The sequence below is a fragment of the Micromonospora sp. DT201 genome (assembly GCF_049841575.1).
In the GTDB taxonomy this organism is placed as follows: domain Bacteria; phylum Actinomycetota; class Actinomycetes; order Mycobacteriales; family Micromonosporaceae; genus Micromonospora.
In genome coordinates this window covers 43,476-55,399 of the sequence record NZ_JBNCKP010000020.1, presented here as the reverse complement: position 1 = coordinate 55,399, position 11,924 = coordinate 43,476, and the positions used below count along the sequence as shown (strand labels likewise).

Here is an 11,924-nt window from a genome sequence, read left to right as displayed (position 1 = left end):
TAGCCCACAATTAGATTGCGCACAACTTATCCGGCCGTGGTTCGGCCATGACGACCGACACCGCCTGGCGTACCTCAGCGATCGCCGAGGTACGCCTGCACGCCACCCGAGCCGAGCCGAGTGGTCGTCACGCCTCCGCCAACGCCTGCAACGCCTCGGCCACCGTGAAAGCACCCGCGTAGAGCGCCTTGCCGGCGATGACACCCTCCACCCCGGCCGACTCCAGGGTCGCCAACGCCCGCAGGTCATCCAGCGTGGACACACCACCGGAGGCGATCACCGGTCGGTCGGTGCGGGCACACACCTCGCGCAGCAGGTCCAGGTTCGGCCCGCGCATCGTGCCGTCCTTGGTGATGTCGGTGACCACGTACCGACTCGCGCCCGCCTTGTCCAGCCGCTCCAACACCTCGTACAGGTCACCGCCGTCACGGGTCCAGCCCCGCGCCGAGAGGGTGTGACCCCGCACGTCCAACCCGATGGCGACGCGATCGCCGTACTCCCCGACCACCCGGTCACACCAGACCGGGTCCTCCAGGGCCGCGGTGCCGATGTTCACCCGGGCCGCCCCGGTGCCCAGCGCCGCGCGCAGCGACTCATCGTCGCGGATGCCGCCGGAAAGCTCCACCTTCACGTCCAACTGGCGCACCACCTCGGCGAGCAGGTGCGCGTTGGTGCCCCGGCCGAACGCCGCGTCCAGGTCGACCAGGTGAATCCACTCGGCGCCGTCCTGCTGCCAGGCCAACGCGGCGTCCAACGGGTCGCCGTAGATGCTCTCGCTTCCGACGGCGCCCTGCACGAGCCGGACGGCCCGGCCGTCGGCGACATCCACGGCGGGTAACAGGGTGAGGCTCAACGTCTTCTCCTCGATCAGGTACGACGGTCCAGGGCGATCACGACGATCGCCGGCAGTACGAGCAGCAACAGCACAATCAGCGCGATACGCAGCGCCAGGTTGTCGACGAACGTCCAGATCAAAAGCAGCGCCGCACCGGTGAGCAGCACGATCGCGGCCCGTTCACCCCGGGTGTGCCGGGCCAGCCGCCCGGAGCGGCCCCGCCGCAACCGCGGAGTCAACCGGCGGACCACCGCGCGGCGACGCTGACGGCGAGCCACCTGACGCTGCCGGGCCGCCCGCTCCCGGGCCTGCTCCGCCTCACGCTCCGCCCGCCGGCGGGCACGTTCCCGGCTCACCGCGACGCCCTTCGGCCGGGCATCGGGCGACGACGCTCAGTCACTGCTGGGCAGCGTGGCGAGCCAGTTGCGCAGCAGCGCGGCACCGGTGTCGGCGGACTTCTCCGGGTGGAACTGGGCCGCCGAAAGCGAACCGCGCTCCACCGCGGCGACGAAATCCGTGTCGTGGTGGGCGGTGGTCACCACGGCGCCGGCAGCGGCCAACGCCGCCGGGTCGCCCATGGCATACGAGTGGACGAAGTAGAACCGGCTCTGCTCCGCCAGCCCGGCGAAGAGCACCGACTCCTGGGGCGCCCGGACCGTGTTCCAGCCCATGTGCGGCAACCGGGTAGCGGCCAGCCGCGTCACCCCGCCGGGCAGCAACCCGAGACCCTTGGTCACCACACCGTGCTCGTCGCCGTGCTCGAAGAGCACCTGCATGCCCACGCAGATGCCGAGCACCGGCCGGCGGGCGGCCACCCGCTCGGCGATCACCGGGCCCGCCCCGAGCGCCTCGATCCCGGCCATGCACGCGGCATACGCGCCCACCCCTGGCACCACCAGGCCATCGGCGGCTGCGGCGACGGCCAGGTCGTCGGTCACCCGAACGTCCGCGCCGGCAGCGGCCAGTGCCCGCTCCGCCGAGCGCAGGTTTCCCGAGCCGTAGTCGAGCACCACCACGGAGCTCATGTCGTCACCGGATCCACGCTCACGAGTTGTCCCCGGGCAGCAGCCAGAGCAGTCCGCCGACCGTGGCGAGCACCGCGAGCAGCGCGGTGATGACGATCGCGCCCTTCGACGCGCCCTGACGGTACAGCGACCAGGCGCCACCCACCAGCACCCCGGCCAGGATCAGCACCAACGTCGGCAACGCGGCACCCATCAGAGCCACCTTTCATTCGCGACCACGGGGCTCCACCGCGCTGCGCTCCTCGCGCTCATCAGAGCGCACCCTTCGTGCTGGGGATGGCGCCGGCGGCCCGCGGGTCGATCGCGGTGGCCTCGCGCAACGCCCGGGAGACCGCCTTGAACTGCGCCTCCACCACATGGTGCGCATCCGGGTGACCGCCCGGCCGAGCCGCCCGCAGCACATCGACGTGCAGCGTGACCCGGGCCGCCTGACCGAAGGACTCCCAGATGTGCCGGGTCATGCTTGTCGCGTAGACCGGCCCGATGTACGGGGCCAGCGCCGGCTCGTCGTGCACCACGTACGGCCGACCGGACAGGTCCACCGCAGCCCGGACCAGCACCTCGTCCATCGGCACGGTCGCCGAGCCGTACCGCCGGATGCCGGCCTTGTCGCCCAGCGCCTGGTCGAACGCGGCGCCCAGGGCGAGCGCGGTGTCCTCGATGGTGTGGTGCGCGTCGATCTCCAGGTCACCCACGGTACGCACGGTCAGGTCGTAGCCGCCGTGCCGGGCAATCTGGTGCAGCATGTGGTCGTAGAAGCCGACGCCGGTGCTGATCTCGGCGGTGCCGGTGCCGTCGAGGTCGATCTCGACGAGGACCTTGGTCTCCTTGGTGATCCGCTCCACCCGGGCGGTCCGGCTCATTGCTTGCCTCTCGGTCGCGACTGCGGGGCTCGCAAGCTCACTCCTCGCGCTCCCACGTCACAGTCTCCATTGCAGAAAGGAAGGCGTCGGTCTCGGCGGAGGTGCCGGCCGTCACGCGCAGCCAGCCGGGCAGGCCGACGTCGCGGACCAGCACCCCCTGCGCCAGCAGGGCCTGCCAGACGGTGGTCTGGTCACCGCCCACCTCGAAGAGCACGAAATTGGCGTCGCTGTCGGCGACCCGCAACCCACGCTCGCGCAGCGTCGCCACGATCCGGTCCCGCTGCGCCATGATCGCGCTGACCGTACCGAGGAGGGCGTCGCGGTGGGTCACCGCCGCGCGGGCGGCGGCCTGGGTCAGCGCGGAGAGATGATACGGCAGTCGGACGAGCTGCACCGCCTGCACCACCGCCGGGTCGGCGGCCAGGTAGCCCAGCCGCCCGCCGGCGAAGCCGAACGCCTTGCTCATCGTCCGGGTGACCACCAGCCGCGGGTGGCCGGGCAACACCGCGAGCGCGCTGACCGTCCCGGGTCGCGCGAACTCGGCGTACGCCTCGTCGACGACCACCATGCCGGGGGCGGCGTCGAGCACCGCGGCGATCACCGCCGGGTCCAGTGCCGTGCCGGTGGGGTTGTTCGGCGAGCAGAGGAAGACCACGTCGGGTCGGTGCTCGCGGACCTGGGCGACCGCCTCCTCGACGGTCAACCCGAAGTCGACGCCGCGCTGCACGGGCACCCACCGGGTGCCGGTGCCGAGGGCCAGCAGCGGGTGCATCGAGTACGCCGGAACGAAGCCGAGCGCGGTGCGCCCCGGCCCACCGAACACCTGCAGCAACTGCTGCTGGATCTCGTTGGAGCCGTTGGCCGCCCACACCTGCTCGACGGTGAGCCCGTGCCCGAGATATTCGGCCAGGTCGGCGCGGAGCGCCACCGCGTCCCGGTCCGGGTAGCGGTTCAGCTCGCGCAGCTCAGCCGCGAGCGCCTTGCCGATCGCCTCGACCACCGGCTCCGGCACCGGGTGGGAATTCTCGTTGGTGTTGAGCCGCACCGGTACGTCCAGCTGCGGCGCCCCGTACGGCGACAACCCCCGCAGGTCGGCACGGATCGGCAGATCCTCCAGGCTGGTTCGCTCGCTCACGCCGACCCTCCCGGAAAGCGGGCCTGGACCGCCTGGCCGTGGGCGGGCAGGTCCTCGACGTTTGCCAGGGTGACCACGTGTGGGGCCACGTCACGCAGGGCGGCCTCGTTGTACTCGATCAGGTGCACACCGCGCAGGAAGGACTGCACGGACAGGCCGGAGGAGTGCCGGGCGCAACCGCCGGTGGGTAGCACGTGGTTGGACCCGGCGCAGTAGTCGCCGAGTGACACCGGCGACCAGGCACCCACGAAGATCGCACCGGCGTTGCGTACCCGCAAGGCCCACTCCCGGGCGTCGACCGTCTGGATCTCCAGGTGCTCGGCCGCGTACGCGTCGACCACCCGCAGCCCAGCCTCAAGATCGTCGACCAGGACCACGCCGCTCTGCTCGCCGGTCAACGCCGTGGTGACCCGCTCGGTGTGCTTGGTCGCCGGCACCTGCCGAGCCAACTCCCGCTCGACCGACTCGACAAGTGCCAGCGACGGGGTCACCAGCACGCTCGCGGCGAGCGGGTCATGCTCGGCCTGACTGATCAGGTCAGCGGCGACGTGCGCCGGATCGGCCGTGTCGTCGGCCAGGATGGCGATCTCGGTCGGCCCGGCCTCGGCGTCGATCCCGACCACGCCGCGCAACAGTCGCTTGGCGGCGGTCACCCAGATGTTGCCGGGGCCGGTGATCAGGTCGACCGGGTCGCACCGCAGCTCGCCCGTCGGGTTCACCGCCGCGCCGTAGGCCAGCATCGCCACCGCCTGGGCGCCACCCACGGCGTACACCTCGTCGACGCCGAGCAGCGCGCACGCGGCGAGCACCCGGGGGTCGGGCAGGCCATCGTTGTCCTTCTGCGGCGGGCTGACCACCACAAGCGAGCGCACCCCTGCCGCCTGGGCGGGCACGACGTTCATCACCACGGTCGACGGGTACATCGCCAGGCCGCCGGGCACGTAGAGGCCGACCCGGTCGACCGGCAACCACCGCTCGGTGACGGTGCCACCAGGCACCACCTGCGTGGTGTGGTCGGTGCGCCGCTGGTCCGCGTGCACCCGCCGGGCCCGGGTGATCGACTCCAGCAGCGCGGCGCGCACAGCCGGGTCGAGCACCCCCTCGGCTTCGGTGATCGCCTCGACCGGCACCCGCAGGGTCTCCGGGGAGATGCCGTCGAACCGCTCGCTGGCCTCCCGGATCGCCGAGTACCCATGCTCGCGGACCGCCTCCACCAGAGGCCGGATCCGCTCGACGGCAACCGACACGTCGAGCTGGGCACGGGGCAGCAGGCGGCGCGGGTCACCGAGACCGTCGCGCAGGTCGATCCGATTCAGCACCCTTGCGAGTCTAGGCGGCCGGTCCGGAGTCCTTCCGAGCCGCCCGTCCCGCCGCGACGGTGAGCCGGGCCACGCTCTTGGGCGTGAGATTGGTTAGGCTCGACCTTGTGACCGCACGGCTGCCGGTGTTTCCGCTCGCGACGGTGCTCTTTCCGGGGTTGGTGCTGCCGCTGCACATCTTCGAGGAGCGCTACCGGGCACTGGTCCGGCACCTGGTCAACCTGCCCGAGGGTGCTCCGCGTGAGTTCGGCGTGGTGGCCATCCAGGCGGGCTGGGAGGTCGCGCCCACCAGTCCCGGTGCCCGCGCGACTCCGAGCGTCGGCGAGGTCACACTGCACGAGGTGGGCTGCACCGCCGAGCTGCGCCAGGTGACCGAGCTGGCCGATGGGGGCTTCGACATCGTCACGGTGGGGCGGCGCCGTTTCCGGATCGCCGAGGTCGACGACAACGCCGCGCCCTACCTGACCGCCGAGGTCGAGTGGCTGCCCGACCCGGCCGGGCCGGACGAGGTGGCCGAGCTGCTGGCCGCCCGGGTGATCGCGGTGTTCCGGCAATACCTCGGCCTGATCCGCTCCGACCCGGAGGAGATCTCCGAGCAACTGCCGGAGGACCCGACCGTGCTCTCCCACCTGGTAGCGGCGACCGCGGCGCTCACCGTCGACGACCGGCAGCGCCTGTTGGCGATCGACGACACTGCCGCCCGGCTCCGCGCCGAGCTGCGGTTACTCAACCGCGAGGCGGCTCTGCTGCGTCAGGTCCGGGCGGTTCCGGTGCCGCTGGCGGAGCTGGCGTCCCCGCCGACACCCAACTGAGCCCAGCCGGGTCGGGCTCCGGTCGCAGCCCTGGCCACCGCGACCAGCCAGCCAGCAAGGTGTACATGATCGCGGCGCCGAACGCCGGCAGCAGCAGGTTGCCGTGCGGCACCGGCAGCACGCCGAGCAGCCAGTCGATTCCACCGGCCCGCAGGTCGGCCGGTTTGGTGAAGGCCTGCCCGGCCGGGGCGGTGGCCAGCAGCCGGTCGAACGTGGCCAGGCCGACCCGCCGCCCCACCTGCCAGGCCACCGGCGCGGCGACCAACGCGCCGAGCACCGCGGCGAGCAGCCCGACAGGACCGCGGCGCCGACGCAGCACGAACCACAGGGCGAGCGCCACGAGCAGCCCGAAGCCGAGCCCGAGCAGGCTGAACCACCCGTCCGCGGCGATCGGCTGCTCCGGTTGCGGGTCGGCGTAGATCGCCCCCTCGACGGTCTTGAGCACTGGCGTGTCCGGCGCCAGCGCGGCCCAGAGCAGCCCGAACGGCACACCCAGCACGGCCAGCGCGAGCACGGTGCCCAACACCGTGGCGGCGGCGCGCAGCGGACGACGCGGCTCGTCGGAGCTCAGCTCCAGCCAACTCTGGTACGCCCTCGAAGGGGCAGCGTCAGCCGGGTCCGACCCGGCCGGCGGCTCGTCGCGCAGCGGCTGCTCGGCGGCCAGCGGCTGCTCGGCGGCCAGCGGCTGCTCGGCGGCCGGCGGCGTCGCACTCGACGCTCGGGGCGGCGCGGATGCGTCGGGCTCGTCGACGGGCCGCTCACGGTCGGGGTTGTCCGGGCTCACCCGATGATCCTCTCAGGCCCGGTGCGGGGCCGGGGTGCCGGTAGCGGCAGACCAGCTCACCGGGCGAACGGCTCCACCATCATCGCCGCCGCACGCAACCACGCCTCCCGGGTCTCCTCCTGGAGTTGGTGGTACTCGATCGACGAGCCGGTCTCCAGCGCCGGGTCGTACGGCACCACAGCCACCCCACGGGTACGAGTGGCGAAATGCCGCTCCAGGTCATCCTGCAAGGTCGACCGACCCGGGGTCGGGCAGGAGATGAGGGTGATCGCGTTGTCCGCCAACTCGCCCATGCCCTCCTCGTGCAACAGGTCGAGCATCCAGTCGGCGCTGAACGCCGCGTCCTCCCGGGGCACGGTCGTCACCACCAACTGATCCGCGGCCTGCATCACCGTGCGCCAGTTGGGGCTCTCCACGTTGTTGCCGGTGTCCACGCAGACCACGTCGTGGGTGCGCCGCAGCAGCTCCAGCACACGTCGTACGGTGAACTGGTCCAGTCGCTGGGCGAAGCGCGGGCTCTCCTCGCCGGCCAGCACGTCGTACGAGCCGTCCGAGGCGTGCCGCAGGTAGTCGTCGAGCCGACCCAGCAGGGCCGAGTCCTCGAGGATCTCGATCTGGGCCAGGTCGCTGATCAGGTGACGGATCGTCCGGGCGTGCCGGGCGCTGCCGGCGCGCAGCCCGAGGGTGCCGCGCAGTTCGTTGTCGTCCCAGGCCAGCACGCCCTGCCCGCGCACGCTGCCGACCGTGGCCGCGGCGAGCACGGTGGCGGTGGTCTTGTGCACCCCGCCCTTCGGGTTGGCGAAGGCGAACACCCGGGGCGTGCCCAGGTCCCGCCGGAGCACTCCGGTGGCCCGCTCCTGCTCCGGGTCGACGCCCTGCTGGCGCCACTCGACACGGGTCGGATAGGCGCGTTCGGCGATCGCCGAGCCGACCGCTGGTGCGGGTGGCGGTGCGACCGGCGGTGCGGGTGGCGGTGCGACCGGCGAGGGCTGCGGCGCGACGGGCGGGGGTGCCGGATAGCCGGTCTCGGGCTGGTAGCCGGTCTCCAGCAGGGCGTACCGCGACTCCACCGCCGGGTCGCCCTGCCGGTAGCCGTTGTCCAACAACGCGTAGCGCGACTGGACCGGCTCGGAGCCGCGCGACGGCGGCTCGGGCTCGGCCCGGTAGGTCGACTCCGGCTGGTAACCCGGGTCAGCACGAAGGTCCGGCTCAGCTCGGTAACCCGGCTCAGCCCGATACCCCGGCTCAGCACGGTAACCCGGCTCAGCCCGATACCCCGGCTCAGCACGGTAGCCCGGGTCAGCCCGATAGCCCGGCTCAGCCCGGTAACCCGGGTCAGCCCGGTAGCCCGGGTCAGCCCGGTACCCCGGCTCAGCACGGTAGCCCTGGTCAGCCTGGTAACCCGGCTCAGCACGGTAACCCGGCTCAGCCTGGTAGCCCGGGTCAGCACGGTAATCCGGCTCAGCCCGATACCCCGGCTCAGCGCGATGCCCCGGCTCGGTCCGGTACGCGGGCTCCGACCGGTAGTCCGGCTCCACCCCATAGCCCGGCTCAGCCCGGTAGGCGGGGTCGACGCGGTAAGTCGCCTCGGCCCGGTAAGCGGGCTCCGCGCCGTACGACAGGTCGGCCGGATGCCCGACGGCAGGTGCCCGCCCGGCGTACCCATTGGGGGCCGCGCGTCGTGGCAGCGGGTCCGGCGCCTCGTCGGCGTGCCGGTCCGGCTCGGTCTGCTCCACGCCGCGACCGCCCAGCCGGGCGCGGTCCAACAACGCGCGCCACCGCGGCGCTGGTTCGGCCGGCCGGCCCCAGCCGGTCTCACTGCCCTCCACGGCCCGCCCTCCCAGCGCCATCGATCTCCGTCTGACAGGCTACGAACCAAACACTATTCGGACCACACCTCAGAACGCACACCAGCCGACACAGATCACGATGACGTGGGCGTCGGCGGCTCGACATCAGCGGTCTCCGGCGAGGTGATGACGCTCGGCGGCGCCGACTCGGTGGGTTCCGGTGACGACGGTTCGGGTGACGGAATCGTCACGACCGGTGCGGGTTCCGACGATTCGCCCATCGACGCCGAGGGCACCGGCATGCTCGGCGTCGGCTCCGACGGCTCGGCCCGGGTGGGCTCGGGGCTCGGCCCGGTGTCGGCCGGCGGGCGCACCACGTCGCTCTGCTCCGGCAGTGGCGGCGTGAAGACCGTGCGGTCCAGCCGATACACCTCGGGGGCAGGGTCGACCGCCCGCACGTCCGGCCGGGTCGCGACGCCGCGCAGCACCACCGGTGTCGCCCGTACCACCGCCGCGTAGACGCAGGCGCAACCGGTGCGGTACGCCGCCGCCTCGGCGGCTGCCACGTCGGCGCCACTGGCGTAGCGCTCACGCAACTCCCGCTCGCCCACACCAGCACCGTCGACCGCGGCGGCCCTGGCCCGGTAGTCGGCGGCTTCGGTCTCCTTGCGGGCGGCCACCTGACCCATTCCGGCGACCACGTCGTCCGGCACCCGCAGAGCGGGAATCTTGACGATCTCGGTCTGACGCCCGGGCAGCGGAACCCGCCCGAAGACGGTCGAGACCGGAACGTCGCCGAGCGCCGTCGCCAGACGCTGCGGCGGCAGGTACGCGACAAGCGTGACCAGCGCGTAGGTCCCGTCCCCGGCGGCCGGGGTCGATGCGGGCAGCGCGGCCAGGTCGGCGGCGGCGGACCGCAGGTAGCCGGGCACGGAGTCGCCGTCGGAGACTCCGACCCGGGTCACCTCGCCCACCGTCCGGTCGCCGACCGGAGTGTCGTCGACGGCCCACACCGCGGTGCCCAGCACCGCCGCTGCGGAGAGCACGGCCGCCCAGGTGAGCACCCCGGACCGCGTCGACCGGTCGCCCAGCCGGGCCACGGCCCGGGTCAGCGGCGGCAGCAGCCGTTGGTCCAGCTGCCGCAGCAGGTTGCCGGCGCGCACGGGCGGGATCCCCTCGTCGGATCGGTGTCGGGCGGTCGCCGCTCAGTCACGCAAGACCTGGAGCGCACGGTCCAGATCATCAGGGTAGTCGCTGACGAACCGGACCTCGTCCCCCGTTCGGGGGTGCAGGAAGCTCAACTCACGGGCATGCAACCACTGTCGGGCCAGGCCGAGGCGGGCCGACAGGGTGGGGTCCGCGCCGTAGGTCAGGTCACCCACACACGGGTGCCGCATCGTGGAGAAGTGCACCCGGATCTGGTGTGTCCGGCCGGTCTCCAGTCGGACGTCGACCAGGCTTGCCGCCGGGAACGCCTCAAGGGTGTCGTAGTGGGTGATGCTCGGCTTGCCGCCGGAGACCACCGCCCAGCGGTAGTCGTGGGTGGGGTGCCGGTCGATCGGCGCATCGACCGTGCCGCGCAGCGGGTCCAGGTGACCCTGCACCACCGCGTGGTAGCCCTTGTCCACCTCGCGGTATTTGAAAGCCCGCTTCAACGCCGTGTACGCGTGTTCGCTCTTGGCCACCGCCATGATTCCGGTGGTGCCCACGTCGAGCCGGTGCACCACGCCCTGCCGCTCGGCGGCACCACTTGTGGAGATGCGGTGCCCGATCGCGGCGAGGGCGCCGATCACCGTCGGGCCGGTCCACCCGGGGCTGGGGTGCGCGGCCACGCCGACCGGCTTGTCGACCACCACGATGTCGTCGTCGGCGTAGACCACCCGCAGGCCGGGAACCGCCTGCGGCACGACGGTCGGCGGGGCGACCGGGGCGGGCAGCGTGACGTCCAGCCAGGAGCCGGCCTTGACCTTGTGCGAGTTGGGCCGGGCGGCGCCGTCGACAAGCGCGTCGCCGGCATCGACCAGGGCCGCGGCGGCGGTGCGGGAGAGCCCGAACAGACGTGACACCGCCTGGTCCAGTCGCATGCCGTCGAGGCCGTCCGGGACCGGGAGGGAACGGTGATCGCCGCCAGCGGCGAACGCGGAGGTCATGCCCGCTCCCGCTGGTCGGCGCCCTGCGCGGCGTCCGTCTCGGCCGGGTCGCCGTCGCGTCCGGCACGCCGGCCATCCCGCTGGCGGCCGGTCAGCTCCAACAGGACGGCCAGCAGCACACCGCAGACCAGCGAGCTGTCGGCCAGGTTGAACACCGGCCAGACCTGACCGTACGGGTCGAAGAGGCTGATCATGTCGACCACGTGCCCGTGGAAGGGTGCGGGAGCGCGGAAGATCCGGTCGACGAGGTTGCCCAGCGCGCCGCCCAACACCAGGCCGAGGGAGATCGCCCACGGCAGCGAGCGCAGTCGCAGGGCCATCCAGATGATCCAGCCGACCACACCGATGGTGATCAGCGGGAAGATCCAGGTGTGGTCCGCGCCGATGCTCCAGGCGGCACCGCTGTTACGGGTCAAGCTCAGGTAGACGAACCCGCCGAGCAGCCGGACCGGCTCCCGGTCGGTCAGCGCGGCCAGCGCGAGGTGCTTGGTGACCAGGTCGGCCAGCAGGGCCACCAGGGCGACTCCGGCGAGAATCGCAACGGCCCGGGGCCGGCGTTTGCCGCCGCCCGGGTCGGTGCGGCCGGGTTCGGCGGACGGTGCTGCGGTCATGCGCTCCCCATCGAGGTGTCTCGGCGGTGATCGCTCACCGTCTTATCGCCGCCGGGGAACGGACCTCAGCGCCGCTCCGCCAGCTGCTTACACGTCACACACTGGGTGGCCGACGGGAAGGCGGCGAGACGCTCAACCGGGATCGGGTTGCCGCACCGCTCGCACCAGCCGTAACCACCCTCGTCGAGACGCTCCAGAGCGCGCTCGACCTGTGTGATCCGTTCCAGAATGCTGTTGGCGAGAGAGATCTCCTGCTCCCGCTCGAGCGTCTTGGTGCCCGTGTCGGCCTGGTCGTCCCCGGCCGAGTCGGTCAGCCGATCGCGCTGCAGCTCGGTGATCTCACTCAGCGTCTGATCGTACTCGGCGCGAAGCTCATCCCGTCGCGCCGCCAGCGCCGCCCGGATCTTCTCGGTCTCCGCCGTGCTGCGGGTGGCCTTCGCCACCGGCTTGCGCCCGGCGGTCCTGGTGTCGGCTGGCTTCGCCATGGTCGCTCCCTCGGCCGGGGAGCCGCGTGGTCCGCGGCACCTGGTCAGGGGGCGCCAAACAGGGCGTCCCCCCATAAGTACGAAAAGGGGCGCACGGCGACGTTGGCCGCGCACT

Annotated in this window: 14 protein-coding genes; 1 reads left to right on the top strand and 13 read right to left on the bottom strand. The window is 72.5% G+C overall.

Annotation, left to right across the window (positions count from 1 at the left end; translation table 11 throughout):
- Positions 1 to 127: 127 nt before the first annotated feature.
- The 7 genes from priA to hisD are packed head-to-tail and all read right to left on the bottom strand — an operon-like array spanning position 128 to position 5,177.
- A complete protein-coding gene (gene priA / locus ACLQ28_RS26940; RefSeq protein ID WP_425689056.1) occupies positions 128 to 853 on the bottom strand; it encodes a bifunctional 1-(5-phosphoribosyl)-5-((5-phosphoribosylamino)methylideneamino)imidazole-4-carboxamide isomerase/phosphoribosylanthranilate isomerase PriA in 726 nt (241 codons plus the stop codon).
- Positions 854 to 867: 14 nt separating this feature from the next.
- On the bottom strand, positions 868 to 1,191 hold the full coding sequence (locus tag ACLQ28_RS26935; protein ID WP_425689055.1) for a hypothetical protein: 324 nt from the start codon (positions 1,189 to 1,191) through the stop codon (positions 868 to 870).
- 36 nt (positions 1,192 to 1,227) lie between these two features.
- Positions 1,228 to 1,860 (bottom strand): imidazole glycerol phosphate synthase subunit HisH, encoded by a 633-nt coding sequence (gene hisH / locus ACLQ28_RS26930; protein WP_425689054.1) that lies wholly within the window; start codon positions 1,858 to 1,860, stop codon positions 1,228 to 1,230.
- A 19-nt stretch (positions 1,861 to 1,879) separates the two neighbouring features.
- Positions 1,880 to 2,053 (bottom strand): hypothetical protein, encoded by a 174-nt coding sequence (locus ACLQ28_RS26925; protein WP_425689053.1) that lies wholly within the window; start codon positions 2,051 to 2,053, stop codon positions 1,880 to 1,882.
- A gap of 58 nt (positions 2,054 to 2,111) precedes the next feature.
- The gene (gene hisB, locus ACLQ28_RS26920; protein ID WP_184177057.1) at positions 2,112 to 2,723 is read right to left on the bottom strand and encodes an imidazoleglycerol-phosphate dehydratase HisB; all 612 of its coding nucleotides are present in this window, start codon (positions 2,721 to 2,723) and stop codon (positions 2,112 to 2,114) included.
- A 37-nt stretch (positions 2,724 to 2,760) separates the two neighbouring features.
- Entirely contained in the window at positions 2,761 to 3,858 is a 1,098-nt protein-coding gene (locus ACLQ28_RS26915) for a histidinol-phosphate transaminase (protein ID WP_425689052.1), read from the bottom strand.
- Positions 3,855 to 5,177 carry a histidinol dehydrogenase gene (hisD, locus tag ACLQ28_RS26910; RefSeq protein ID WP_425689051.1) on the bottom strand — a complete coding sequence of 441 codons (1,323 nt, stop codon included), beginning with the start codon at positions 5,175 to 5,177 and terminating at the stop codon, positions 3,855 to 3,857. The genes ACLQ28_RS26915 and hisD overlap by 4 nt, the downstream gene beginning before the upstream one ends.
- Before the next feature lie 107 nt (positions 5,178 to 5,284).
- Between hisD and ACLQ28_RS26905 the strand changes: the two genes are divergently transcribed.
- The gene (locus tag ACLQ28_RS26905; RefSeq protein WP_425689050.1) at positions 5,285 to 5,989 is read left to right on the top strand and encodes an LON peptidase substrate-binding domain-containing protein; all 705 of its coding nucleotides are present in this window, start codon (positions 5,285 to 5,287) and stop codon (positions 5,987 to 5,989) included.
- Here ACLQ28_RS26905 and ACLQ28_RS26900 read toward each other — a convergent pair.
- The 6 genes from ACLQ28_RS26900 to ACLQ28_RS26875 all read right to left on the bottom strand — a co-directional run bounded on the left by ACLQ28_RS26900 (position 5,904) and on the right by ACLQ28_RS26875 (position 11,809).
- Entirely contained in the window at positions 5,904 to 6,773 is an 870-nt protein-coding gene (locus ACLQ28_RS26900; RefSeq protein ID WP_425689049.1) for a DUF2567 domain-containing protein, read from the bottom strand. The two genes, ACLQ28_RS26905 and ACLQ28_RS26900, sit on opposite strands and share 86 nt — an antisense overlap.
- Before the next feature lie 56 nt (positions 6,774 to 6,829).
- Positions 6,830 to 8,623: an ATPase gene (locus tag ACLQ28_RS26895; protein WP_425689048.1), complete on the bottom strand. Its 1,794-nt coding sequence runs from the start codon at positions 8,621 to 8,623 to the stop codon at positions 6,830 to 6,832.
- A gap of 74 nt (positions 8,624 to 8,697) precedes the next feature.
- Positions 8,698 to 9,726: a hypothetical protein gene (locus ACLQ28_RS26890; RefSeq protein WP_425689047.1), complete on the bottom strand. Its 1,029-nt coding sequence runs from the start codon at positions 9,724 to 9,726 to the stop codon at positions 8,698 to 8,700.
- A gap of 42 nt (positions 9,727 to 9,768) precedes the next feature.
- Positions 9,769 to 10,713, bottom strand: a complete 945-nt coding sequence (locus tag ACLQ28_RS26885; RefSeq protein WP_425689046.1) for an RluA family pseudouridine synthase — start codon at positions 10,711 to 10,713, stop codon at positions 9,769 to 9,771.
- Positions 10,710 to 11,324, bottom strand: a complete 615-nt coding sequence (lspA, locus tag ACLQ28_RS26880) for a signal peptidase II (protein ID WP_425689045.1) — start codon at positions 11,322 to 11,324, stop codon at positions 10,710 to 10,712. The genes ACLQ28_RS26885 and lspA overlap by 4 nt, the downstream gene beginning before the upstream one ends.
- A 65-nt stretch (positions 11,325 to 11,389) precedes the next feature.
- Positions 11,390 to 11,809: a TraR/DksA family transcriptional regulator gene (locus ACLQ28_RS26875; RefSeq protein WP_425689044.1), complete on the bottom strand. Its 420-nt coding sequence runs from the start codon at positions 11,807 to 11,809 to the stop codon at positions 11,390 to 11,392.
- Between the last annotated feature and the right edge of the window lie 115 nt (positions 11,810 to 11,924).

Excerpts from the sequence above, each read along its gene's own strand:
- hisH (WP_425689054.1), bottom strand. The coding sequence starts at position 1,860 with ATGAGCTCCGTGGTGGTGCTCGACTACGGCTCGGGAAACCTGCGCTCG.
- ACLQ28_RS26925 (WP_425689053.1), bottom strand. The coding sequence starts at position 2,053 with ATGGGTGCCGCGTTGCCGACGTTGGTGCTGATCCTGGCCGGGGTGCTG.
- hisB (WP_184177057.1), bottom strand. The coding sequence starts at position 2,723 with ATGAGCCGGACCGCCCGGGTGGAGCGGATCACCAAGGAGACCAAGGTC.
- ACLQ28_RS26895 (WP_425689048.1), bottom strand. The coding sequence starts at position 8,623 with ATGGCGCTGGGAGGGCGGGCCGTGGAGGGCAGTGAGACCGGCTGGGGC.
- ACLQ28_RS26885 (WP_425689046.1), bottom strand. The coding sequence starts at position 10,713 with ATGACCTCCGCGTTCGCCGCTGGCGGCGATCACCGTTCCCTCCCGGTC.
- lspA (WP_425689045.1), bottom strand. The coding sequence starts at position 11,324 with ATGACCGCAGCACCGTCCGCCGAACCCGGCCGCACCGACCCGGGCGGC.
- ACLQ28_RS26875 (WP_425689044.1), bottom strand. The coding sequence starts at position 11,809 with ATGGCGAAGCCAGCCGACACCAGGACCGCCGGGCGCAAGCCGGTGGCG.